The organism is Bacillus sp. EE-W1, assembly GCF_009760835.1.
Taxonomy (GTDB): Bacteria; Bacillota; Bacilli; order Bacillales; family Bacillaceae_G; genus Bacillus_A; species Bacillus_A wiedmannii.
On record NZ_WIPE01000064.1, the window covers coordinates 237,205 to 261,971 of the forward strand.

Genomic DNA, 24,767 nt, shown 5'->3' on the forward strand with positions numbered 1-24,767 from the left:
TTATTTTTATACTTTTCTATTGAGAAACAAGTTGTTTTTCATACCGTTTGTTCACTTCATCTTCCGTTAAACATGCAGTTGTGTAATTAATAATATTCCGGTTATCATATGTGAATATATGTTCCAACTTATTTTCTTCTTTTAATATTATCGGTAAGTATTTTTGTAAATTGCTAACTACACCTCTATTATCACGATTTAATATCCAATCAATTTCTTTCCATTCTAATAATCCTTCCGCCGTACTTAATGGTGTATTCATATGTACTCCATCTGGCAAATCAGCAAGGAACACATACATTCCCTCATTATGCCAAGACGCGTCTTTATCTTTAAAAATAACATTCCCCTTATATGCTACACTTGGAAGCTCTATTCCTGTTTCCTCAAGCGTTTCTCTAATTATTCCTTCATATGGCGTTTCATTATCTTCAATTTTTCCACCAACACCATTCCACATTCCCATATTTGGCTTTTTATTTCTATTCAATAAGAGTATTTTATTTCCCTTTCTAATGAAACAAATTGTGTACTTATACATACGTTCCTTTTCCCCTCATCTACATATTTAAATTGCATTTTGATTAGAACTTACTAAATTAAGTTTTTTATTATATAAACAATTGGTTTTTAATGAGGTATTTTGCTCATTTTCATTAAAAAACATTCTCCTTATAATTATATTTCACATATTATATTGTACAACTTTCATTTCAGAAAGGAGTGTTCAAAATCGATAACATAAGTAGCGAGTTTTTAAAACAATTTTACGATAGTCGCGTTTGGTTACATGATACACATTGGCTCGGGGTCCCCATTTTCAAACTTCCCTCTGATCTTTTTTTGTATCAAGAAATTATTTACGAATTAAAACCCGATTTAATTATTGAATGTGGCACTTGTTATGGTGGTAGCGCATTGTATTTAGCTTCTATATTAGATTTAATTGGAAAGGGTCACGTTGTTACTATTGATATATTCCCTCAACCAAATCGTCCATCCCATGACCGAATTACGTATGTAACAGCTTCTTCTGTTTCTGTACATGCCGTTCAAACTATATTAAATATGCGCAAACCTGATGATGTGATTTTAGTTATTTTAGATTCTGATCATAGTAAAGAGCATGTATCAAAAGAACTTTTACTTTATAAATCTATCGTTACTACTGGTAGTTATATTATTGTAGAGGATACATCTATTAATGGAAATCCTGTTTCTCCCGATTGGGGCCCCGGCCCAATGGAAGCTGTAGAAGAGTTTTTAGCTAAAAACAACAACTTCATAATTGATGAATCTAAACATAAGTTTTTCATATCATTTAATCCAAAAGGTTTTTTAAAGAAGATAAAGTGAAACTTTAATAAGTGGGGTTTTGTATAACCCCACTTATTCTATAATCTTCATTTTTGAAAAAGGATAATATACAAATTCCACTTTGCCTATTATATTATCTTCTTCAATATATCCTAAACCGTTTCGACTATCTCTACTAAGTTCACGATTATCTCCCATTACAAATAATTTATTTGGCGGGATTTTTGTCTTTTGAAAGTTATAAAATACTTGCGTATTATTGAATAAATCTTTATTTGTATACGGTTCTTCTTGTTTTTTATCATTTACATACACTGATCCATTCGTTATGTTAATTACGTCACCAGGAAGTCCTATTACTCGTTTTACATAATATTTCGACCCATCCTCTTCCTTTATAATAACAATTTCTCCGTGCTCTAAATTAGAAAAATGTACTGCTGCTTTATTTACAAATACGTAGTCTTCTTCATATAAAGTCGGTTGCATCGATTTCCCTTCCACTTTACATAAAGTAAAAGAATGATAGGCTACTATCAAAACAAACACAAACAGTATGTATTTTCCCCATCCTCTTTTAATCTCCTCTTTCATATCCATTCCCACCTTATTTAAACGCTTTTTAACTCAAAAAATATATCACTGCACAATGTGTTTCCATGCAGTGATATTATTTTTACTGGGCCTTGTTCGGTTGTTCTACTGGGACTGGATTTTCACCCGCTCTTTTCGCTTTCAATTCAAAATACGCATCCAAAATCTCTTTACCAATCGCGGAATTAATTCCTGATTTGTCATCATTCACCCAAGGTACAACAACTGAAAAAGCTACTTCCGGATCAGCATCATATGGTGCATAACCGGCAAGAGTTAAATTATAACATTTTTTCCGGTTATAGTTTTCATCTCTTCCAATATCACTTTCTCCACCATATACAGTTTCAGCTGTTCCTGTTTTTCCAGCTGGTTTATACGGTAATCCTTTAAACGTTGCAGTACCTGTCCCGTCAGTTTCTTGAAAAACTCTTCTAAATCCTTCTTTTACATGATTAATGTATGAAGTGCTCATATCCACTCGATTTAAAATAACTGGTTCAATAGACCGAATAACTTTTCCAACATCCTCTGGTCTATGTGGTTGCTCTCTCACCTCTTGCACAATTTGCGGTTTCATTCGGTAACCACCGTTTGCAATGGTTGAAATATATTGAGCAAGTTGAAGCGGCGTATATGTATCGTATTGTCCAATCGCATAATCAAGTAAAAAACCAGGTATGGTATCCGTTCTACCCATTTGACCAATCGATTCATTCGGCAAGTCAATACCAGTCGGTACACCTAAGCCAAATTGTCTAAAGTAGTAGCGCATTTTATTAAATGTCTCTTGTTTAATGTCTAATGGATTGTTTGGCACATAATTTATACCTGCCATCTTTAATGCTGTATTAAACATATATACGTTTGATGAAACTTGTAAAGCTCTTAAATCATCAATATCACCAAAGTCTTTCCACGATTTCTTTGGCTTAGAACTTCCTTTAAAATACATTGGTGCATCAAAGAAATGTGTATACGGCTTAATTGTGTCAGTTTGATAACCGGCTAATAATGTAGCCCCTTTCACAGTTGACCCTAACTCATAAGAACTTGTCATCGTTCCTAAAGCATAATCTTCTATTTGCATCCCGCCATCTTTATTTACAATTTTCTTTCCTGCCATCGATAAAATTTGACCGTTTTTCGGGTTCATCATTACAACGAATGCACGATCCATCATCGGCTCTGCAGAATGAAATGCTCGTAAATTCTTTTCAAGACTTTCCTCTACTTTTTTCTGTAACTCCATATCTACTGTTAACATTAAATTATTTCCACTTTTTCCTTCGGTCACTTTTTCTGTCCGGATTATATTTCCTGCTTTATCTGTAATGCTTCTAGACTGCTCTTTCGTTCCATGTAATGCGTCTTCGTATTGCTTTTCGATGTAACTCTTACCAATACGGTCATTTCGGTTATAATCACGTACTAAGTAATAATCTAATTGTTCTCTTGGCAATCCTTCATTTTCAGTAGAAACGCTACCAAGAATAGAACGAAGTATTTTATCATTTGGGTATTCACGTTCCCAGTCCACTGTCGTATCTACTCCAGGCAAGCTTGCCAATCTTTCACTTACGACTGCATATTCATTTTGACTTACATCTTTTTTAACGATTTGCGGCGTCATTTTATATCCCGCATTCATTTTGCTTTTAATAGCTAGTACTTCTAGGTCTTCTTTTGAAAGTTCGCTTAATTCTTCTTGTGTAATTCTTTCCCTACGTAACTCTTCAACTTTTTTATCTAATTCTTTCCCTTCTATCTCTTGCTTCCTAAATGTATTCTCATCTTCTTTTGTCACTTTTGCCGCTGCTTGCTTTTCATTTAACTGCATCCAAAAATCTTTTTTATCTGTTTCTGTTAACTTGTCTATATCCTCTGGCGACATTTCAATTAACTGGGCTAACTGTCTTGCTACTTGTAAAACTTCTTTCGAATCTACCCCTTTCATTTTCGTATATGTAACGGTTCGTAGCGGTTTGTTATTTACAATCACTTGACCTTGTCGATCAAACATTTTCCCTCTAGGAACAGGAGTGCTTACCGTTACATCTTCCTTTTTGTTCACTTCATTTCTATACGTTTCTCCATCAATGATTTGTACTTTACCTAATTGAATTATAATAGCTGAAAATAAAAGAAAGACGATAAAAAATAGTACATTTAATCGAAATGGAATATGAGTCTTTTTCTTTTTCGATTGTTTCTTCTGCTCCTTTTTCTGTCTCATTTCGCTCCCTCGCTTCATTCTATTAACATTTCTACATAGAACCATTATGTATCAAATTTATTTATATGATATATATAGAATTTTATATTAATTACTAAAGAAATAAAAGATTTAATTTTCAGTTTTTTGATTTTACAACCTATTTATTACCATTCCCTTATTAAGGAATAACATGAATGTTATTCTAAAAGAAAGGTTGTATACTTAAGAAATAAATCAATAAAAGACATTACTAAGGAGAAAATGAAATGACAGATTCATTCACAATTCATACTAATGCGTCTCATTGTTTAAACTTTATGATTTACATTCAAAATATTTATCTCAACCAAAAAGAGAAAAAAGGAAATTTACGTTTTCCTTACATAGCAAGACAATTCAATTTCTCTACTAACTTTGAAGTGAATTTCAAAGAATTATGGCATACACTTCGCAAACAAGTTGCTAATGACAAATATGATTCACAAATTTTTTATGATGAAAATCATATGTTTTATGAGAAGCTTTTTGATAATCATTTATGTAATGAGGACTCTTTTAAAGAATTAGTATGTAGTTTTAAAGTATGGTGGACTAGCATAGCAGGTCAGCTTTCATTAGAATGGTCTGTAAGTGAGTATAGTACGCAACTTTATAATGACTTAGTCTTATACTTAAAACAAAACGAAATAGAACCTTTACAACAACTACATATTAACTTACTTTATGACGACTGTGTATTCACTAAAGATAATATTACTTCTTACTCTGCCATTTTACCTACGAAACACTTTTTTATAAATTATAGAGATGTGGTTACTACATTATCGACGTGCTTTAAACTGTGATTACTCAAATAAAAAACTGAGGTGGATACCTCAGTTTTTCCGATAACTTATTTCATTGAAGATACCCCTTCAACAAACTCTCCAATCTTATTTTGAAAAACAAAATCAAAGTTATATTCTTGCCCTGTTAACTCTTCATTTACTAAGATTGTCGTTGCCCCTATTTCCCTCTTTGCGATTTGCGGGAATGAAGCGACGGGTTGTACTTTTAATGACGTTCCCATAACGATAAGTACATCTGTTTCATATAAACGTGTTATCGCATTTTGATATTGCGGCAATGTATCTCCGTATAAAACAACGTCTGGATTTAAAATGAAATTACACTTCCCGCAGCGAGGCACTTCATGATCAATCATATACTGCAAATCATATCCCGCTTTACACTTCGGACAATGTGCTGTTTGAAGTGTTCCATGTAAATCAATGACATGCTTACTACCGCCTAATTGATGTAAACCGTCAATATTTTGCGTTAAAATCGTAATGTCTTTCCCTTGTTCTTCTAATTTAGCTAAAAAGCGATGGCCACGATTTGGTTTATATTGATGAAACGTATTAATTTGAAAGATTTCTTTATAATGCTTCCAAAATTCTTTCGGACTTCTATTATAATATCCTCTTGATAAATACATCTCCACATTCGCATCAGCATACAATCCATTTGCTGAACGGAAATCTGGGATACCACTTTCCGTACTTGCACCAGCGCCTGTTAACACTGTAATTTTCTTCGCTTTTTCTAAAATTGAACGCACTTCTTTAAATTGTTGCACAAAAATCACCTCTATGTATTTTCCTATACTTATTATACCAGTTGTTTACAGGAGGTGTTGTACGATTCGATTTATTTAATGCGTCGTACCCCCAATTTCCACAATATCCACTTCAACTGTCGTCGTTACCTCAACCGCCAGTTCTATCCCTTTACCAATAGTAGAAAGTGACATACTCGGTTGACCTGGATAGTTACTCGCTTGCTCTGGTAAGAACGGAATATGAATAAATCCGCCTTTTATTTCCTTATCACGTTTCACTAGTTCATGCATGAGACCGTAGAATAAGTGATTACAAACGAATGTACCTGCTGTTTGTGAAACGGAAGCTGGTATGCCTTCTTCTTGCAGTCTTTTTACAATTGCTTTCATCGGAAGTGTAGACCAATAAGCAGCTGGTCCTTCTTCTACAACCGGTACATCTACCGGCTGATTCCCTTCATTGTCAGCAATTCTTGCATCATCAACGTTAATCGCGACACGCTCTATCGTAATATCTGGTCTGCCCCCAGCTTGTCCGATACATATAATTATTTCCGGTTTTAGTTCTTCTATATATTCTTTTAAAACTTGTATTGATTTATGAAATACAGTTGGTACTTGTTTACTAATAATCTTGTATTCTCCGACTGTTTTTTCGTGCAAACTTTTTGCGACTTCCCAAGCTGGATTGATGCTTTCTCCGCCGAACGGGTCGAACCCTGTTAGTAATACTGTTTTCATAGTTTTCCCTCCTAATTAGAAACGATATACAAGACCATACATGATAAACATATTTATGATAAAGATGGAAAGAGCAATTGGTACTTGTGCTTTAATAACTGCATTTTTATCTTTTAGCTCTAAAAGCATTGCCGGAACGATATTAAAGTTTGCTGCCATTGGAGTAAGCAATGTTCCGCAATATCCAGCAAACATTCCAAGTGCTGCCATAATTGCCGGATTTCCTCCGTGCATTTGTACAATTAAAGGTAAACCAATTCCGCCAGTAATAACGGCAAACGCTGCGAAAGCATTTCCCATTACGACTGTGAAAAGCATCATTCCTAAACAATACGCCATAACAGCAACGAACGGATACTCTGTCGGTAATACTTGTCCAACTAGATCAGAAACGACTTGTCCAACGCCAGACTTAGCGAAAATACCGCCAAGTGCTGCTAACATTTGTGGTAAAATGACAGCCCAACCGACAGCTTGCAATAGTCTGCTTCCTTCTTGAACAGGCGTTGTTATTTTCGATTTCGTAATACGCATCGCCGCAACGAATGCAAGTAATGCTCCTAACGCTAATGCAACTAGTGTTACTTTATCTGGATCAACAAGAGAAACATTTTCCCATTTAATTTTCCCTAACGTTAACGTACCGATAATTGTGAAAATAGGAATTAATAGTGCAGGCATAAAAATTTTATTTTTTAATTTCTCCGCATGTTTCACACGTTCTTGTACTGGTACTTCTTTCTCCTCTGATTTTGTTACTTTGTTTAATGAAGCTAACACGACCATAGCGAGCACAATACAACCAACGTAAAACGAAGGAATTACATTTCCGAATAAAAACGTAATGGCAAATAGCGCCCAAAACAAGCTAGAACCCCATCGGTTTGGATGTTGACGATCAAAGGCAATACGAACAGCGATAAAGGCAACGATTATACCTAATACGTAATAAATTGTATCCATTGTAATGATGTTCATGTTATATTGCCTCCTTCTCTTCTTTTTCTTTTGATGTCATCGTTTTTGCTATATATTTATCAAATCTTCTAAATCTGATCCAGCTTACGATAAGCGCTGATATTGCAGTTGGAATACCCCAAAGCGCCATATCCCACACACCGACATGCATACCTACCGAATCGAAGAATCCTTTCATTAATAAAATCGCACCAGTCGCGATAAATATATCTTCTCCGAAAAACCATGCTGTATTTTCCGCCGCTGCTGCATTTGCTTTAATTTTTTCTCTTAACTTTTCAGGAAGCTTACCATATTTCCCTTGCGCAGCCCCTTCGGCCATCGGTGCAACGAGCGGTCTTACTGTTTGTGCATGACCACCAATGTTCAGTCCCAGTGCTGCTGATGATTCTCTTATCGTAAAATATGACATTAATACTCTTCCAGTTGTTGCACCTTTTGATTTCGTTATAAGTGCTTCTGCTCTTTCTTTTAAACCGTAACGCTCTAAAATTCCGATTACCGGTAAAGTTAATATAATTGGCATAGACATATATCTATTTTCTATGAAAAATTTACCGAACATGCTAATGACATCATAAAAGCTTAATCCTGAAACCATACCAGTAACAATACCTGCAACCATAACTACTAAAAGTGTATTTAATCTAAATAAAAAGCCTACCGCAACAAGTAATATCCCGATTAATTTCACCAATTCCAACACTTCCCCTCATATTTTTACTTCGGTGCACAAATAGAAATGCCATTAAGTTCGAATGTTCTGTATATTCTCTCCGCAAATTGCACTGCTTTCTCTCCATCACCATGTAAACAAATTGTTTGTGCGTGAACCGCTACTTTCTCTCCGCTCACCGCGTTTACATACCCCTCTTTCACCATTTGAAGCACTTGCTTTATCGCTTCGTCTTCATTTTTTATGAGCGCATTTTCTTCTGTCCGGCTCGTTAACGTTCCATCTTGCTTATACGTACGATCTGCAAAAGCTTCTTGTACGAGAGTTACATTATATTTTTCCGCAGCCTGTATAAACGCCTCGCTATTTGCTAATCCGTAAAGTAATAGATTGGGATTACTATGATAAATTGCCTTCGTGATTGCATCTGCAATTTCCGGATTTGTCGCCGCCATATTATATAGGGCACCGTGCGGTTTTACATGATGCATTTTCCCGCCTGCTGCTTTCACAAAAGCGTCTAATGCACCAATTTGATACAATACATAGTCGTATACTTCATTTGGTGAAACGTTCATATTTCTTCTTCCAAATCCAATTAAATCAGGAAAACCAGGATGTGCCCCTATTGCTACGTTATGCTGCAGTGCCTTTTCGACCGTTTTCCTCATTACAGTCGGATCACCCGCATGAAAACCACAAGCAACGTTTATAGAGGAAACGAACGGAAGAATTTCATCATCATTCCCCATTTTATAAGCTCCAAAACTTTCTCCTAAATCACAGTTTAAATCGATTGTCGTCACGATGTTTTCCCTCCCAATGTCAGCTTCGTAAAGCGATGAATTTCTTTAATAGACTCATATTTACTTCTTGTTCTATGTACAATTGTTCCGCTTCTTCAAGCGTAATTTTCTCAAATGAAACATAGTCCCCCGGTTTTAGCTGAGCAAGAAGAGGTAAATCTACTGAAATGATATTTCCCATTCTCGGATAGCCACCTGTCGTTTGCCTATCTGCCATTAATATAATCGGCTGTCCACCGTTTGGCACTTGAATCGTTCCGAATGTAACGGGGCTCGATAAAATCTCTTTTTCTTCCACTCTATTTAAAACTTCTCCTTCAACTCTATAACCCATACGGTCAGCGTAATTAGATACTTTATACTCTTTCGTAAAAAATGCCTGTATACTTTCTTCTGTAAATTGATCATATTCAAAGTTAGTTATGACACGCAGCTTAGGATACTTCTTATACTTTGGCAGTACGCTTTTGCTAATTGCCCATTTCGTTTTGTTTCGCTCATCGTTTTGTAAGTTTTGAATGCAACGACTCGCCATTTCTGTGTGCGTTCCAATTTGAAAATAATCTCCTTTTTTCAGCATTCTTCCTTCAATACCACCAATTGCAGCACGTATGTAAGTACTTTTGCTTCCCATTATGCGATCAATCTGTATACCACCTGCAAAAGTCACATACGCTCTGCAACCGCTTTTCACTTTCCCAAAACAAAGCATACTACCTTCTTCCGCTAAAATGGGACGCCATAATGGAATACGCTTCCCATTCAGTAACGGCTCCATATTTGCTCCACCAATCGCAAGTAACGTCGTTTTCTTTATTAACAATTTAGGCCCCATAATTGTCATTTCGAGTCCCGCTTCATTCTCTTCATTACCGACTAACATATTGATCATCCGAAGTGCACTTTGATCCATGGCCCCGCCAACTGGTACACCGTATTGTTGATAATGAGCTCGCCCTAAATCTTGGACTGTTGTAAACATTCCTGCATGTAAAACTTCTACATCCATTCTTTAGCCCCCTCAAGTGATACGTACTCTTCCTTCGTTATTGGGATAAATCGTAAATACATACCGCTTTGAATATATGTTGGTGTTTCTTCTTCTGGATTAAATAAGGAGATTGGTGTTCGGCCGATAATATTCCATCCTCCTGGTGTTTCAAGCGGATAAATACCTGTTTGATTTCCGCCAATTCCTACTGAACCAGGAGCAATTTGTAACCGCGGTATTTCTTTTCTAGGTGTTTCTAGTTCTTTTGATAGTCCTCCTAAATACGGGAACCCTGGTGTAAAACCTAACATATACACAAAATATGTTGTTTCACTATGTATTCGAATGACATCTTCTACTTGCAAACCGTGATAATGTGCGAGCTCTTCTAAATCAGGTCCATATTCTCCTCCGTAGCAAACTGGTATAGAAATATGTTTCACATCTCGTTTCAGCTCTTCCTTATACGTATCGAACATTCTTGTTATGTATTGGCATACGTAATCATACGGTCTTATCTTTCTATCATTTCCCTTCCATACTTCATATAAATTGTAGTAAACAGCTAATGAAGTAAACGACGGAACGCATTCAATCATTCCTGCAAATGGATGTTGCTGTAGTGCTTGAAATAGTCGTTGTACTTTTCCGTATACATCCATCCCAATTTCTTCACCAAATGTAACAATAATTGCTTGATCCCCTAACGCAGAAAATTTCATCCTACTCCCTCTTTCTATGCCAAAAAGCCGAGTTCTTTCGAAATTCGATGTGCTGTTTCTTTCACCTTCGCAATAAAATATGCAATGTTACTTTCGTTATACTCAATTGCTAATCCCGAAATACTAATACCTGCTACAACCGTTCCATCACTTGCAAAAATAGGAGCTGCTATAGCCGCTGTATGATTTTCTAACTCAGAGTAGCTAATTGTGTGCCCTTCCTTTTTCGCCATTTGTAACACTTCTAGCAATTGTTCCTTATCCACAATTGTTCCATCCGCAAACTGTTTTAAATCTGTTTCCTCTATGTACTTCCGTTGCTCTTCCTCAGAGAAATACGATAGTAAAATTCTCGGACATGCACCCGCATAAAGTGGCGCTCTTCTTCCAACGGCTGTATACACGCGTACAGGCTGAGCACCTTCCATCTTTTCCACATAAATCGCATCATTACCATCTTGAATAATTAAATTAACTGCCTGCCCTAAACTATTTCTAAGCTCTTTCATATAGGGAATCGCAATATTTCTTACTGATAATCTTTGTGAAACAAGTTGACCGAACCGTAAAAAAACGACTCCGAGACGATATTTCCCCTTCTCGTTTTTTTGTAAAAACTCCATTTCTTCTAACGAGCCAATTAAACGATAAACAGATGTTTTCGGCATACTCGTAAGCTGAACCATCTCTGTTAAACTTAGCTCTTCATGCTCATAAAACAACTCTAAAATATCCATTGTCTTAACTGCTGTTTTATTTATACTCATTTTAGCTCCCTTTTGTTCCGAATTTTGGAACTTAAATTCCGTTTTTTGAAACGAATATATAATTTAAAATTATAAAATATTCTTTCAATTCTATCAATATTTTTTTCAAGCGTATGACTCGATATATTTTTCAGTAATTTAAAAAACGTCAATAATTCAATTCATTTGTAAATTTTTACATTAAACTATTACATATCCAACATATTCCAATTATCATGATATATGTAAAACAACATATAAGGAGTGTTTCTTTTGAAAAAGTTGCTAGTAATTCCTGCTATTATGTTATCTTTTTGTATAGATTATAATGTGACATTTGCGACAAACGAGGATACGAAACTAAACTCTCAAATTGAACAACGTACCATAACTAACGAAGACGTTGCATTTTTCGGATTAACCACTTATACTTCCAACTATTTAAATGGAGATAATTTAAGCGTTCTTGTACAAAATACAGGTGATTCTCCTTTTAGTTATACTTTGTATAACGCTAAAGGTGCTTGGATGATTGACGGAACTTTAAAACCTGGGGAACAAGCGATAAGTGAATTCGATATTCACTGGACTGATTGGCTTCCTGACGGTGAATATAAAATTTTTTTTAGAAATAGAGACGGTTCACTTTCCAAAGTACATATTGCCACAAAACTATTAGAATAAAAATTACAATAAAAAAGTACAGAAGTGTAGATTTGAAATAAAATTTGATCACCTTTCATTCATAACACTGATAGAAAAGAAAATATAAAGAGCATGTATTAATCAATACACGCTCTTCTCATAGTTATTCGAAATATTTTTTTAACATGATTGATTGTTCCTTCGTACAACTAACAAGTCTATTAGTTACATATTACTTATTTTTCAAAATCGTTCTTTTAGCTTTTTTAATAATTCTACTCGTTGATTTTATGTCAGTATCCTTTGCCCATTCTTCACATAGGTTCATTACCCAATCCGGTTTCGTTTTACTTGCATCATTTAACCAGTTTCCAACCGAATCTTGTACATATTTTGATGGATCTGATTTAAGTAAATTAAGAATGGGAAGTGCTTTTTCAGGTTCTTGTTTTAATATTTCAATATGTTTACTCCATACACCTCGAGGACGAATAGATTCTACAGAGAATCTACGAATATTCTCATCTTCACTTTTTGCCCATTCTACTAACAATTCCACACTTTCTTCTATATTTTGTGAAAGATCTTCTCTAATAGACATCCAAGCGATTTCTCGAACACCAAAATGATGATCCGCCGCAAAAGGTCGAATGTACGTTAATGTATCTTTTAATGTGTTATTTGATTTTTTATTCATAAATGCTGCCCAACATCGTACACTATCTGAAATATGATCAGATAATTTTAACAGTACATCTTCCTTGTTCCCTTCATTCTCTTTGAGTATAATTTCATCCAATAAAGCTCCTGTTATTCGTATGACTTTCATTCCTGTTTCAACGTTCTGTTTTTCTAATTCAGCTACTATACATTCCAAACTATTCTTGAGTCCTATTGAAGGTAAGACGTTTTTAAGTAGTTCAATATGATTTATAGCTAACCATTCTGTTAGATTAACACTTTCTACTTTCCCTTGCTGTAGTAATTGTAAGACCTCTTTAGGGATTTCGTTTACTTTCCTGGCTCCTTTCCTGTTTAAAATAACTTCTGCTTCTTTCGTTATCATTTAAATTCCCTCCTTGCAATACTATCTTCAAATAAACAGAGGCCATTTTGAAAAATAATAATCAAAATGACCTCTGTCTTTCTTAAATGAACATTCAGTTTTACAAAAAATGTGATTTAAATCCACCAGAAGAATATTTCTCCCATACTTGCTTTATAATGCTCTTACTTGCTTCAACGGCCAGAAAACAGCTTGGCCTTTTCCGACAATTTCATCTTCTGAAATAAATCCGAACATTCGACCGTCTTTCGAAACTTCACGATTATCTCCTAAAACAAACACTTGGCCTTCTGGCACTTTCGTTTTTCCAGTGATTTGTTCTAACGTAAAGTCTGGAGTTAATACACGGCCTGCTGCTTTTTCTTTAAACTCTTTTAAATATGGTTCTTCCATCGCTGTTCCGTTTACATATAAAACATCGTTTTTATACTCCACTGTATCGCCTGGTAAACCAATCACTCGTTTTACTAAATCGTATCCTTCTTTTCCGTGGAAGACGATAATATCAAAGCGATCTAATCCACTTATACTATAACCAATCTTATTCACAAGAACTCGTTCGTTATTTTCTAAAGTAGGCATCATCGATTCACCTTGTACTAATGAAGGTGTAAATAAAACACCGCGAATAATAGCAATTAATACAAGAGTAAATCCTATCGTTTTAGCCCATGAGAATAATTCTTTCTTCGTATTTTCCTTCATCGTTTCTCCTCTTTCTTAACTGTTTATTGTATGATTTGAACTAATTCTTGTACTAAATTAGGATCAATTTCAGAAAAGCATGATTTCCCTTCTCTAACCGCTGTACCGACATGAGCTTGCGAAATTCCAGTTTCATCTAGCAATTGCTTTATATTTTCTTTTGTCACACCAGCTCCAACTACAAGCTGAATTTGACCACCGCTTACCTTTTGCATTTCTGCAAGCACCGGAATATTCTCTACTATATTTCCTTGTCCACCTGAAGTTAAAACGTGAGTCACTTTATGAAACTTCTTTAAAGTTTTCATCGCTTCTACTGGATTCTCTATATCATCTATCGCTCGGTGATACGTTACATTTATTCCATCTACAACAGATAGTAAATTCGCTAATTTCTCTTCATCCACTTCATTTCGTTCGTTTAATACACCTAATACAACACCAGCTGCACCTAACTTCTGCGCAATGATAATATCTTCCTTCATCATTTCAATTTCTTCTTCCGTATATGTAAAAGACTTCGCATGCGGACGAATCATAACGTGAATCGGTATATGTACTGCTTCTACCGCTTTTTTAATAAATGCATAACTCGGCGTTAAACCGCCTTCTGTATAAGATGTAATTAATTCAATTCGCTTCCCGCCAGCTCGTTCAATTCGTTTCACATCTTCTAAACATGTTGCAATAACCTCTAGCATGAGATGACCTCTTTTCGTGCTTTTTTCTTATTATACAGTAGCTGAAATAAGAAACATAGCATTCTCCTATAAAACTGTAAAAAGAAGAATGAAAAGAAAGATTTTTTTTATTGATTGCCTTCATTGTTAATATTATATTCTACTAAAAAAGGAGTAACCCCTAGAACTTCTGACTAGGTGTCACTCCTTTTTATTTTACAAAAATACTAGGTTTCCCCTATACATTTAGTTATTTTTCTTAGTTACTTCATTATAATAGTGGCTAAATGCTTCTACTAATGCGTCAACTGACGCATACAATTCTTCTGGTGTATTATCTACCCCTCCCATTTCAATAAGTAATGCATTGGGAGAAAGGTCTTGATTATATACTCCGTTCCCGCTTTTACGATCTTTAATAAAAATCCCTCGGCTTAAACCGTAATACTTCTCATCTAAATAGGAATTTATTGCCGTTACTATTTTTTTATTTTTTTCATAGTTAGGATTTTCTCGTCCTAAAATAAAATAAAGCCGAGCATAATTCTTTCCGTTAATATTTTTTGTTGTAATATTTTTTCGTGCATCGTCTCTATGAAGGTCCATTGGAAACATAATATTTTTATCTTGTGCTAATTTATCTTGTAATATTTGACGGGATCCTTTGTAAGATTGGGCCCAATTTAAATTTTTATTTCGCAGAAAATCCCTCATATTTGTCGTATCATGTGAAACACCTATTCCTTTTTCTTCTAACTTTTGTTTTAAATAGTTTCCAACAAACGTAATATTCACTTCATTATTTGTACTGGAAGCATCATCGGGTATCGTAGCACCTGGAATGAGAGGAATAAACGCTTCCCAACTATGTGTATGATAAATAAAAACTTTATTTTCACCGTTATTTTGTGTATTTGAATTTTCACCAGTAGAATTGTTTTCTTTCCCACTCTTTGGGTGTTTAATAGCAGTACCTTTATCTTTAATGTTATCTAAAGGAATACTGGATTCTTCAGGAATGTTCGTATAATCTGTTCCTTCCCCAGCAATTAATATTTCTGAATAAAATTGATTCATATTAGGAAGTTCTCGAGTTAATAAACTTCGCAGATCATTTACATTAATATTTGTAGAAAGTGACAGTAAAAAAGACTCCAAAGACGCTCGTCCTTTTTCTTTATGAAATTCTTCTGCAAAATAACGATTTTCACTTCCTATCATATACATAAGACCTTTAGTAGAATTCGTTCCTAATAACTGATTCATATAAAATGATTTAAATACGCTGGAATTACTAGAAATGAAGAATGAAGTGAGGATACATATAATAGTGAATAAAATACATATCACTACATATCTTACATTTAATACTTTCAGTTTCACTTTATTCATTTTATATCTCCCTTCATTTACTATATTCTTACGCTTAATTTTCAATGAATATGATTAATAATTTAATAGAACTGCCTCAAACTACTATGTTTTCATTTAACCTCTTTCCGTAAAGCAAATGAGGTTAAAGTTGCCGTGCGCAAATACCCTCAAAAATTTTAAAACAAATTAAATAACCTGAGTCTATATAAATATAGAACTCAGGTTATTTAATACTGTTTACTCGATAGGAGGCACTGCATTTTGATGGACTTTTTTATTTTCCATGTCAATGCCTAATTGATCTTTCAATAACTTCATACCTTTTTGTGTAAGATGGACAGCCCGACTCTTATCCGTTTTTGTAATCCATTCCTGTTCAAAAAATAGTTTTGCTATTGCAGATCCTAACCAACCAGAAATATGGTAGCGTCGTTCACTCCAATCAAGACAAGGTTTTGCAAATACCCTCCTCTTTATATGTGCCGTTTCAATATTTATTCCAAAATTCAGAAACCACCGCTTACCTTGTTCCGTTACAATATATTCTCCTTCCTCTAAAATTAGAAATTCCTTATGTAGTAATTTTTCGGTTATCTCTACACCGAGTTTGCCTGCAAGATGATCATAGCAAGTTCGAGCGTAACGAACTTGTTTTAGTTGATTCGATTGTTTTAAAGAACGAACTTGGACTGTTGGTGCGATTGTTCCTAACTTTTCAAGAACTTCTGCTACCTCTTGATTAGCAAGTCGATAGTAACGATGTCTACCATGTTGTTCAACTGTAAGTAGATTCCCCTCTACTAATTTAGAAAGATGAGAACTAATCGTTGGATTTGAAACTTTCGCCATATAAGCCAATTCGCTAGCAGGTAGTGCCTGGTTATTCATTAGACAATCTAAGATAATTGCTCTTGTAGGTTCAGCAATTAGTTTAGCTATATATGAGATATTCGGATATACATTCATATTTCGATGATACCCTAACTATTAAACTGATACAATTATTTTAAGTTTAATAGTAAAGGAGAATGTATTATGAACGCAATTGATCTTAGTATATTAAATTTGAAAGAAACGAGAAGGCGCTCAGAAAAATTATGGAATTCTCTTCCTGACAATTTTCTTAATTGGAAACCTGATCATGAGGCTATGTCCTTTGGTGAAATGATTCGTCATGTATGGAGCTCAACTTTTTACTATCATATGATTTTAAAAAACAACGGCTCAATAAATGATATACATTTCCCGTATGATGACGAGCCAATTACTTGTATAAAAAAAGAAATTGAATTGGCACAATCGTACTTTACTGACTTCATAGAGTATGTTCAATCCATAAGCATAGCTGAGCTTGATTCAACCCTTATTGATCGAAGCGATGTTGGCTATCAAAGATATTTAGGCGACATGCTATTACGAATTGCCTATCATGATGCGGTCCATGCTGGTCAATTTTTACAATATTTACGAATGATAAACTTGGAAAGACCTTTAATTTGGGATTAAATATAACAAATGTTTACAAAGCTTTCAAACTGGCATTATAATAATACGCAACCAATTATCTAACTAGTCAAAATTCTTCCTGTTAGTTAAAAAGAGCAATTTAGTTGTTGTACGATAATTAATATATGGGGATGATCACGTGAAAAAGCACTCTGAATTAAAAAAGCATTTATGTGAACTGGAGGAAAAACTATTAGAACCTAAAACTCGTACAAATCCAGCAGAACTGGACAAATTACTTGCAGACGACTTTTTTGAGTTTGGAAGTTCGGGAAACGTTTGGTATAAGAAGGATTCTGTTGGTGGAGACGGACTTAGTGTGAGAGAAATGACTCTTTCTAATTTTGAAATATACCCTTTATCGAAGGATACTGTGTTGGCGACATATCTTGTAAGAGATGAAACTAGAATGCAGAATACTTTGCGAAGTTCCATTTGGAAACTGATAGATGGAAAATGGCAAATGTTTTTCCATCAAGGAACACTTACAAAATCATGATAACCATTTATACTAAAAATCTACATCTCAATTTGGTATGTCGTACACATAAAAAGCACGTGTTCGATTACTAATCAAACACGTGCTTTCAAAACAACTATATTACTCATAAACAATAAAATACAAGTTTAAAATTACTACGACCGAAACGCCGCATCCGCCAGCATAGATAGTGTTGCATCATCCATCGGCGGATTGTGCAATCCTGCTCTGACGTTTAAATAGTAACGATGAAGCGGATTTTTTTCTGATAAACTTTTTGCTCCTACGATGCGCATTGCTTTATCTACAATAGATATTGCCGCATTTGTTACAGCATATTTCACTGCTGCTAGTTCGGCTTGCAATGATAGTTTATCCTCTGCCTCATCGTACTTTTTCGCAATTTGATATAAAAAGACGCGAGCTTGCATAAGCTCAAGTTCTAATTCTCCAACTAATCTTCTAACATTCGGCAATAAACTAATAGAATGATTTAAACTATTTGGCTTGTATGATCCCGCAAACTGAACTGCATAATTTCTTGCTGATTGTGCAATTCCTAAATAACATGCTGGTATATGTAGCAACCAGCCAATACCCTTTTGTTTCACTTTCCCGCCCTTTACATCTGTAAAAAAGCGATTTTCTATCTCTACATTTTGTAAGACAAGGTCATGACTAGCAGTCCCTCGCATCGCAACGCTATCCCACGTTTCTTCAATGGATACACCGAGCATATTTCTCGGAATGACAAACTCTCCAACTTCTTCTCGACCTTCAATACTCGCTGAAATAATAAAATAATCAAGTATTGGCGCCATCGTTGTAAAAGTTTTTCTTCCATTTATAATCCACTTCTCGCCTTGTTGAACCGCTATTGTTTCTGGCTTACCACCACGCGTCGGACTCCCTGTTTTTGGTTCTGTTGCTGCCCGATTAAAGAGTGCACCGTTACGTACTTCTTCGCAAAACCATTTGAACATCTCATCATTCCAAGAGTGATTTTCCGCTAGCTCTTTCACAATGCCAATATGCCAGCCAATCGATAACGCAGTAGCTCCGCAGCCTTCCGCGATTTTCTCTTGAAATAAAACAAAGTCATATAAAGAAATCGCACTACCACCAAATTCCTTCGGTAACGTTAATTTCGTATATCCGATATCTTTCAAATCACTTATATTTTCATACGGAAATGATCCTAATTCACTTAGTTGATGCTCTCTTTCCATGAACTTCGGAATCAATTTATTTATTTGTTCAATAATGAAAGATTGTTCTTCTGTTTCAACAAATGAGAGTGCCATACTATAATCTCCTTTATGTTCGATTCATCAACCGCTCACTTTTTCATTATGATTATATGAAGCTACCTCTCTATTGTTTCACTATTCCGATAAAAATACAATGTTTTTGACCAATAAGAAAAGTTCCCATTTAAAATAGGCTCTTTTCTTATATTAGTCTCCCTTCAATGCCTTTAACGGCAAAGAGGTTACATATCCAATGTACGAGAATAATTCTTTAAAGAAGAATGGTATTTCTGTGTCTAACGTTTTATATGCTGATGTCGGCGTTGGTGAAGCATACGCTTCAATATTAATATGTTTTGCGATTCTCATTGCGCGTTTCATATGAAGTGGATCACTTACAATCGTGTATGTGCGTATTCCGTTCTCTATTCCCACTTCCTTCGCATTCTTTAAGTTTTCTTCTGTGAAAAGGGATTTTGTTTCAATTAAAATATCTTCCTCTTTTACACCTTGTTTCATTGCATATACTCTTGCAGTACGCGCTTCCTCAAGTTCTGCCTCGAACTTTGTACCACCCGTAAAAATAATCTTTTTAATGTTTCCGTTCTTATATAAAGAAATCGCATGATTAATTCTTTCTTTAAATACAGGGGATGGTTTTCCATTCCAAGAAGCCGCTCCTAGTACGATACCAGCATCCGTTTTCATACTATCATCTGTTTTAAAACGATAGCTCCAAATATCGTAAGCTGCATAACTTACATATAAAATAGCAGAACAAATCATTAGTAAAAATACTTGAAAGATTCGTCTTTTCTTACTTTTCTTATTTTCTTTCATTTGTAATTGCCTCCGTACATCATCCATACTTCTATAAAAAACATTTATATCAAATCGTTTTGTTTGAGTTTATTTAAAAGAAGGAACTTTACTTGTTATTTATATATAAAAGGGTTTTCATTTAAAATTGAGGATTATCAATTCATTTTTATTTGCGGTTTTCATTACATGTTTTAAATTCATAAGTTTATTACCATACAACTACATTGTAACGAATTTTTTCTCAGAAGGGAACGATGAAACAAAAGTAATTAAAATAAAGTAGCATTTTGTAAGAAAAAAGGTATATTTTTCATGTATTACGAACAATATACCTTTCAAAACACGAATTATAACTTTTCTTTATACAATTCTAATTTTTCCAATAAACGAGCTTTCACTATTGGCCATTCGCTTGCAATAATACTATACACAACTGCATCTCTCACATGACCACTTGGTAATTTTCTTTCATTTCTAAGCACACCTTCTTTAACTGCTCCTAAACGTTCAATTGCTCGTTGTGCTTTTTCATTTCTTGCATCCGTCTTAATTTGTACTCTCAGCATATGCAATTTTTCAAAAGCATAGTGAAGAAGCATATACTTACACTCTGTATTTATACTCGTACGTTGCACACTTGGATGATACCAAGTCTGCCCTAACTCTACTGTTTTATCTTCTACTGAAATATTATATAAACGTGTACTTCCTACAATCGTATTCGTCTGTTGATCCACTACACCGAAAGGTATTTGAGTACCCTTCCCATAACCCTGTATCGCTTTTTGCACGTATTGCTGCATATCTTGAACACTATCCATTTTAGAAATTAAATACGCCCAAATATCCCGATTTCCTTCTACAATCGAAAACAAAGTTTCGACATCATCACTATCTATTATCCGTAACTTTGCTCTTTCGTGAATTATTTCCATTTGAAAGCCCCCTTTGTTGTTACTATATCATATGAAAATAAAACGTTTTATAAGAATAATAGAATGTATTTAAAACAATTCCTTTTCAAATATATTCTTCTCGTATAAGGCGGGAAAGCTCATCACTAACCTTTAAAAAGGAAAATTTCGACAATTCCCAATAAATGCTATATAATGATAAACGGGAGGGGATAAAAATGCTAGATCAAATTACTTGGGGAACACCAGGCAGCTTATTATGCTTAGGTTTCTTTTTTGCAGGACTAGGAATCTTCTTAAGAAGCATGACGTCATATTCAAAAAATAAATAAAAACATCACAAAAACAGAAAATAGTATATTTTCACGTTTTAGGATATTTGATTTTCTTAGCATGATAGTGATGTGGGAATACCCCGATTTTAAACAAAAGAAGCCTTCCTTTTACAGAAGACTTCTTTTGTTAGAGATTTATCTTTTTAAAACTTTAAAGTAACAAATAAGCAATCGGCGTAATAATAAGTAATGTTAATATCGTTCTTTGTACGTAGAGAATAATAAGTTCCGATACTTTTAACGGAATGTCTGTCGATAAAATACAAGGAATGGAAGCTGAGAAGAACAATATAGATGATACCGAAACAACCGCAATGACAAACTTTGTCACAAGTGGTGCACTTACAACTAAAAGAGAAGGTAAAAACATTTCCGCAATACCAACGGATGCCGCTTTAGCAGCTAGTTCTGCTTCTGGTAATTGTAATAGCCATGTAAACGGATAGAAAATATAGCTGATCCAATCAAATATTGGCGTGAATTTCGCTAAGACGATACCAATTAATCCGACTGACATAATAGATGGTAAAATCCCCATCGTCATAATAAATCCATCTTTTAAATTTACTGCGATATTTTTCATAATACTCGGTGCAGATTTCGATACTTCTAGCGCATCTTCCCAAGCGCGTTCTAGCATTTTCTCTTTATAAACGGGCTCTGGGAACCCTTCTTCTGTTACATATGTATCTGGTTTTCTACTAAGAGGCGGGATTCTTACGGTGATAGCAGTTACGATGAATGTTACAACAAGAGTACTCCAAAAATAAACATTCCATAAATGCATAATGTCTAATGTTTTTGCGATGATGATCATAAATGTTGCGGATACTGTAGAAAAACCTGTAGCGATAATAGCTGCTTCTTTTGTCGTATACTTCCCTTCTTTATACACGCGATTCGTAATTAATAAAGCCAACGAATAACTCCCCACAAAGGACGCAACCGCATCAATTGCTGATCGTCCAGGTGTTTTCCATAACGGTCTCATAATTGGACGACAAAACGTACCGATAAATTCTAGTAATCCGTACCCGACTAACAACGCTAAAAAAGCCGAACCAATTGGCACGAGTAAACTTACCGATATTACTAGTTTTTCATACAAAAACGGCCCTACATCTGGTGCAAAGAACCAAGCTGGTCCTACTTTCAAGCAATATAATACACCAAAGACAACACCAACTACTTTTAAAATAGAAAAACAAATGTCTACGATAGATGCATTCCATTTTTTTGTATAAAACGGATAAATTGCACCCATTATCATAACGAGTAGTGCGTAATAAGGTACGACGCTCGGAACCGAAGTCCTGATCCAGGATACGATATGATCAATCATAATGGACGAAGCACCATTTATCGTAACTGGTACGAAAAACATAAACACCCCAACTAGACTAGCGAGTATAAACCGAAGAATGATCCTCTTCTCACTCCCTGTCTTAATTACATTCCTTTTTAATTCAATTTCACTCAAAATTCGACACCTCCCATTATCTAAATATTCTGTATAATAACGTTACATTCCTTCTTTCAGTTTCTAATATTTATTCATATGAAAAAGCCTATTAAAAAAATAGGCTTTTTCTACTACCTCTCATAATCGTCCACAATCACTTGAATAACACGATACGATTCTTCTGCCACTATTTTATTGCTAATCTTATTCGCATCATATGTAATTAACGCTTTCCAAAGTGCCCATCCTCTTGCTCTATTCCACGTTTCTTCATCTATTTGCAATACTTCTTTAAATACGGTTCTACTACCCTTATCAAAAAATGTCCATGCCATCGCTGCATCACAAGAAGGATCTCCTACTCCTAAAATCCCAAAATCAATTACGGCGCAAAGCTTTCCGTCCTTAACGAGTAAATTTCCTGGTGCAACATCTCCATGAACCCAAACTGGTTTACGCTTCCACGTTGACTGAAGTGCTACATCCCAAAGGTGCTTTAATACAGTTTCATCAAAAACGTCCTTATTATTCTCGATAGCACCTCTCGCTTCTTCATCATATACAGATATAAGCCCGCCTCGGTAAAAATTATGTGCTCCAGCTATCGGTCCATTACTCGCATCAATGGATTGCAATTCTACTAAAAATGCACCTAAGTCCGCCGCAAATTCATTTAAGTCACGAACATTTTGTTTCGTAACTGTTTCGCCCTCTATCCATTTATTAATAGACCAAGGCCATGGATACGATTCAGACGGATTACCTTTCGCAACTGGTGTAGAAATCGGTAAAGAAAGCTCCTTACTTAATATCGGTAACCACTTATTTTCTTTCTCTACTTGTGGTGCATATGCCGCATCACTTGGCAACCTTACACTCATCTCATCCCCTAAGTGAAACGTTCTATTATCATGCCCACTAAACTTTACAGGTCTCACTTCTAAATGTGCCAATTTAGGAAACTGTTCTCCTATCAACCTTTTAACTAAATCAGTAGGAATTTGATTCATCCACTTATCCCCTCCTCTTTTGAAACTTACTAAGTCCTTCTGTACTCCCAACATATTCAAAACCATTTCTCTTATAAAAATCATTCAACGTACGATTATGTCCCACACAATCTAGCTTCAAAAACTCTTTGTCACAGTGCACATTCTCGTCTATCCATTGTAAAATCCACTCTCCGATTCCATTTCCCTTATATTTTCGTTTCACTGCAAATCTATGAATATATAAAGAATCGGAAACATTCTCTTTACCAAAAATACGCTCGTCCCATTCATTTTGTTTAGGAGATACTGTAACTGTACCGATTATTTCATCTTCTTTCATAACCACATATGTATATTTCTCTCTTATCCCTTCTAGTATTTCAGCCGTAGCCTCTCCACCTAACAGATACTGCCACTGATCCACTTCTTTATGTTGTAGCCACTCTGCTACTTCTTTTAACAGAGCAATAATGCTATCGCTTTCCTCTTCAATAGCAGTTCGAATTGTATATTCTTTAACTGTGTTTCGCTCCATATTGCCGTTCTCCTTTCAAATTACTACTATACTGACAAACGCGTTCTACCGTCATTTTCGTCTGTCACGTATTCAACATAAAAACCTTGATTTCGTGCGTTTTCATACATCAATTCAATCGCTTTTTGATCTTTAGCGTAAATTGTGACGTATGTACAATCCGCAACTAGTAAAACTAATTCACACTTACTCTCTTTAAATTCTTCATATGTTTCAATATCTACTACTTCCTCTCCTTTTGAATACGCTTTTAAATCTGCAAAAATAACATAATATATATTGTCTTTAAATAATATTTTCAAATCTGATCCTTCCACTATACTTGGTTCTTCTGGAAATAATGCCTCATCCAATCCACCACGTGCTATTAAGTATGACTCCTCACTCCCTACCCACCAATCATATGAAGAAATATCAATTGGCTTTAACACTTTCCAAAGTAAATTATCATATTCATTTGGAATATCTACTGTAATTCCTCTTTTCATTTATTTGCTCCTAGCTTATTTATTTTCGTTTTCATTTCATACATTATATACCAAATTCAACTACTATATTTTGTCGATACCTATGCAACTTGTATTTCACCGCGAAAAAACCGTCCCACT

28 protein-coding genes are annotated in these 24,767 nt (G+C 34.9%); 5 read left to right on the top strand and 23 right to left on the bottom strand.

Annotation, left to right across the window (positions count from 1 at the left end):
- Positions 1 to 16: 16 nt before the first annotated feature.
- Positions 17 to 541: an NUDIX hydrolase gene (locus GFJ36_RS15990; protein ID WP_097890287.1), complete on the bottom strand. Its 525-nt coding sequence runs from the start codon at positions 539 to 541 to the stop codon at positions 17 to 19.
- A gap of 182 nt (positions 542 to 723) precedes the next feature.
- Here GFJ36_RS15990 and GFJ36_RS15995 point away from each other — a divergent pair, with 182 nt between their 5' ends.
- Complete coding sequence (locus tag GFJ36_RS15995) at positions 724 to 1,356, top strand: cephalosporin hydroxylase family protein (RefSeq protein ID WP_097890289.1); 633 nt, start codon at positions 724 to 726, stop codon at positions 1,354 to 1,356.
- Positions 1,357 to 1,389: 33 nt separating this feature from the next.
- Here GFJ36_RS15995 and lepB (GFJ36_RS16000) read toward each other — a convergent pair whose 3' ends face one another.
- Positions 1,390 to 1,911 (bottom strand): signal peptidase I, encoded by a 522-nt coding sequence (gene lepB, locus GFJ36_RS16000; RefSeq protein WP_097890292.1) that lies wholly within the window; start codon positions 1,909 to 1,911, stop codon positions 1,390 to 1,392.
- A gap of 82 nt (positions 1,912 to 1,993) precedes the next feature.
- Positions 1,994 to 4,147: a peptidoglycan D,D-transpeptidase FtsI family protein gene (locus tag GFJ36_RS16005; protein WP_097890294.1), complete on the bottom strand. Its 2,154-nt coding sequence runs from the start codon at positions 4,145 to 4,147 to the stop codon at positions 1,994 to 1,996.
- 248 nt (positions 4,148 to 4,395) lie between these two features.
- Between GFJ36_RS16005 and GFJ36_RS16010 the strand changes: the two genes are divergently transcribed.
- Positions 4,396 to 4,974, top strand: a complete 579-nt coding sequence (locus tag GFJ36_RS16010; RefSeq protein ID WP_097890296.1) for a hypothetical protein — start codon at positions 4,396 to 4,398, stop codon at positions 4,972 to 4,974.
- Positions 4,975 to 5,021: 47 nt separating this feature from the next.
- Here GFJ36_RS16010 and GFJ36_RS16015 read toward each other — a convergent pair whose 3' ends face one another.
- The 8 genes from GFJ36_RS16015 to GFJ36_RS16050 all read right to left on the bottom strand — a co-directional run bounded on the left by GFJ36_RS16015 (position 5,022) and on the right by GFJ36_RS16050 (position 11,413).
- Complete coding sequence (locus GFJ36_RS16015; protein WP_141542740.1) at positions 5,022 to 5,750, bottom strand: NAD-dependent protein deacylase; 729 nt, start codon at positions 5,748 to 5,750, stop codon at positions 5,022 to 5,024.
- Positions 5,751 to 5,825: 75 nt separating this feature from the next.
- On the bottom strand, positions 5,826 to 6,473 hold the full coding sequence (gene pcp / locus GFJ36_RS16020; protein WP_097890300.1) for a pyroglutamyl-peptidase I: 648 nt from the start codon (positions 6,471 to 6,473) through the stop codon (positions 5,826 to 5,828).
- Positions 6,474 to 6,488: 15 nt separating this feature from the next.
- Positions 6,489 to 7,451, bottom strand: a complete 963-nt coding sequence (locus tag GFJ36_RS16025; protein ID WP_087984565.1) for a DUF979 domain-containing protein — start codon at positions 7,449 to 7,451, stop codon at positions 6,489 to 6,491.
- Position 7,452: 1 nt separating this feature from the next.
- Positions 7,453 to 8,148, bottom strand: coding sequence for a DUF969 domain-containing protein (locus GFJ36_RS16030; protein WP_000239804.1), 696 nt, complete (start codon positions 8,146 to 8,148; stop codon positions 7,453 to 7,455).
- Between the two features lie 23 nt (positions 8,149 to 8,171).
- Positions 8,172 to 8,933, bottom strand: coding sequence for a 5-oxoprolinase subunit PxpA (gene pxpA / locus GFJ36_RS16035; RefSeq protein ID WP_097890302.1), 762 nt, complete (start codon positions 8,931 to 8,933; stop codon positions 8,172 to 8,174).
- A gap of 19 nt (positions 8,934 to 8,952) precedes the next feature.
- Positions 8,953 to 9,942 carry a 5-oxoprolinase subunit C family protein gene (locus tag GFJ36_RS16040; RefSeq protein WP_097890304.1) on the bottom strand — a complete coding sequence of 330 codons (990 nt, stop codon included), beginning with the start codon at positions 9,940 to 9,942 and terminating at the stop codon, positions 8,953 to 8,955.
- Positions 9,933 to 10,646 (bottom strand): 5-oxoprolinase subunit PxpB, encoded by a 714-nt coding sequence (gene pxpB / locus GFJ36_RS16045; protein WP_088122510.1) that lies wholly within the window; start codon positions 10,644 to 10,646, stop codon positions 9,933 to 9,935. Before pxpB ends, GFJ36_RS16040 begins: the two co-directional genes overlap by 10 nt.
- Before the next feature lie 14 nt (positions 10,647 to 10,660).
- Positions 10,661 to 11,413 carry an IclR family transcriptional regulator gene (locus GFJ36_RS16050; RefSeq protein WP_087984561.1) on the bottom strand — a complete coding sequence of 251 codons (753 nt, stop codon included), beginning with the start codon at positions 11,411 to 11,413 and terminating at the stop codon, positions 10,661 to 10,663.
- Positions 11,414 to 11,665: 252 nt separating this feature from the next.
- Here GFJ36_RS16050 and GFJ36_RS16055 point away from each other — a divergent pair, with 252 nt between their 5' ends.
- The gene (locus tag GFJ36_RS16055; RefSeq protein WP_087984560.1) at positions 11,666 to 12,076 is read left to right on the top strand and encodes a hypothetical protein; all 411 of its coding nucleotides are present in this window, start codon (positions 11,666 to 11,668) and stop codon (positions 12,074 to 12,076) included.
- Positions 12,077 to 12,269: 193 nt separating this feature from the next.
- Here GFJ36_RS16055 and GFJ36_RS16060 read toward each other — a convergent pair whose 3' ends face one another.
- The 5 genes from GFJ36_RS16060 to GFJ36_RS16080 form a co-directional block, all read right to left on the bottom strand.
- Complete coding sequence (locus tag GFJ36_RS16060) at positions 12,270 to 13,103, bottom strand: DNA alkylation repair protein (protein WP_087984559.1); 834 nt, start codon at positions 13,101 to 13,103, stop codon at positions 12,270 to 12,272.
- Positions 13,104 to 13,256: 153 nt separating this feature from the next.
- A complete protein-coding gene (gene lepB, locus GFJ36_RS16065) occupies positions 13,257 to 13,808 on the bottom strand; it encodes a signal peptidase I (RefSeq protein WP_088063882.1) in 552 nt (183 codons plus the stop codon).
- A gap of 23 nt (positions 13,809 to 13,831) precedes the next feature.
- Positions 13,832 to 14,509 (bottom strand): copper homeostasis protein CutC, encoded by a 678-nt coding sequence (locus GFJ36_RS16070; RefSeq protein WP_060487274.1) that lies wholly within the window; start codon positions 14,507 to 14,509, stop codon positions 13,832 to 13,834.
- Positions 14,510 to 14,734: 225 nt separating this feature from the next.
- On the bottom strand, positions 14,735 to 15,880 hold the full coding sequence (locus tag GFJ36_RS16075; RefSeq protein ID WP_097890306.1) for a stage II sporulation protein P: 1,146 nt from the start codon (positions 15,878 to 15,880) through the stop codon (positions 14,735 to 14,737).
- Positions 15,881 to 16,099: 219 nt separating this feature from the next.
- Positions 16,100 to 16,828, bottom strand: a complete 729-nt coding sequence (locus tag GFJ36_RS16080) for an ArsR/SmtB family transcription factor (protein ID WP_097890308.1) — start codon at positions 16,826 to 16,828, stop codon at positions 16,100 to 16,102.
- 69 nt (positions 16,829 to 16,897) lie between these two features.
- Here GFJ36_RS16080 and GFJ36_RS16085 point away from each other — a divergent pair, with 69 nt between their 5' ends.
- Positions 16,898 to 17,368: a DinB family protein gene (locus tag GFJ36_RS16085; protein WP_098082547.1), complete on the top strand. Its 471-nt coding sequence runs from the start codon at positions 16,898 to 16,900 to the stop codon at positions 17,366 to 17,368.
- Between the two features lie 139 nt (positions 17,369 to 17,507).
- The gene (locus tag GFJ36_RS16090) at positions 17,508 to 17,867 is read left to right on the top strand and encodes a nuclear transport factor 2 family protein (RefSeq protein ID WP_000716630.1); all 360 of its coding nucleotides are present in this window, start codon (positions 17,508 to 17,510) and stop codon (positions 17,865 to 17,867) included.
- Between the two features lie 137 nt (positions 17,868 to 18,004).
- Here GFJ36_RS16090 and GFJ36_RS16095 read toward each other — a convergent pair whose 3' ends face one another.
- From GFJ36_RS16095 to GFJ36_RS16125, 7 genes are all read right to left on the bottom strand, one after another.
- The gene (locus GFJ36_RS16095; RefSeq protein WP_087984555.1) at positions 18,005 to 19,153 is read right to left on the bottom strand and encodes an acyl-CoA dehydrogenase family protein; all 1,149 of its coding nucleotides are present in this window, start codon (positions 19,151 to 19,153) and stop codon (positions 18,005 to 18,007) included.
- A 153-nt stretch (positions 19,154 to 19,306) separates the two neighbouring features.
- A complete protein-coding gene (locus GFJ36_RS16100; protein ID WP_060487279.1) occupies positions 19,307 to 19,939 on the bottom strand; it encodes a YdcF family protein in 633 nt (210 codons plus the stop codon).
- A gap of 329 nt (positions 19,940 to 20,268) precedes the next feature.
- Positions 20,269 to 20,856: a GNAT family N-acetyltransferase gene (locus GFJ36_RS16105; protein ID WP_097890312.1), complete on the bottom strand. Its 588-nt coding sequence runs from the start codon at positions 20,854 to 20,856 to the stop codon at positions 20,269 to 20,271.
- A 465-nt stretch (positions 20,857 to 21,321) separates the two neighbouring features.
- A complete protein-coding gene (locus GFJ36_RS16110; RefSeq protein WP_087984553.1) occupies positions 21,322 to 22,650 on the bottom strand; it encodes a YjiH family protein in 1,329 nt (442 codons plus the stop codon).
- A 113-nt stretch (positions 22,651 to 22,763) separates the two neighbouring features.
- Positions 22,764 to 23,642 (bottom strand): aminoglycoside phosphotransferase family protein, encoded by an 879-nt coding sequence (locus GFJ36_RS16115; RefSeq protein ID WP_097890314.1) that lies wholly within the window; start codon positions 23,640 to 23,642, stop codon positions 22,764 to 22,766.
- A 4-nt stretch (positions 23,643 to 23,646) separates the two neighbouring features.
- Positions 23,647 to 24,159, bottom strand: a complete 513-nt coding sequence (locus tag GFJ36_RS16120; RefSeq protein ID WP_097890316.1) for a GNAT family N-acetyltransferase — start codon at positions 24,157 to 24,159, stop codon at positions 23,647 to 23,649.
- Between the two features lie 26 nt (positions 24,160 to 24,185).
- Entirely contained in the window at positions 24,186 to 24,647 is a 462-nt protein-coding gene (locus tag GFJ36_RS16125) for a DUF2691 family protein (protein ID WP_097890318.1), read from the bottom strand.
- Positions 24,648 to 24,767: the final 120 nt, after the last annotated feature.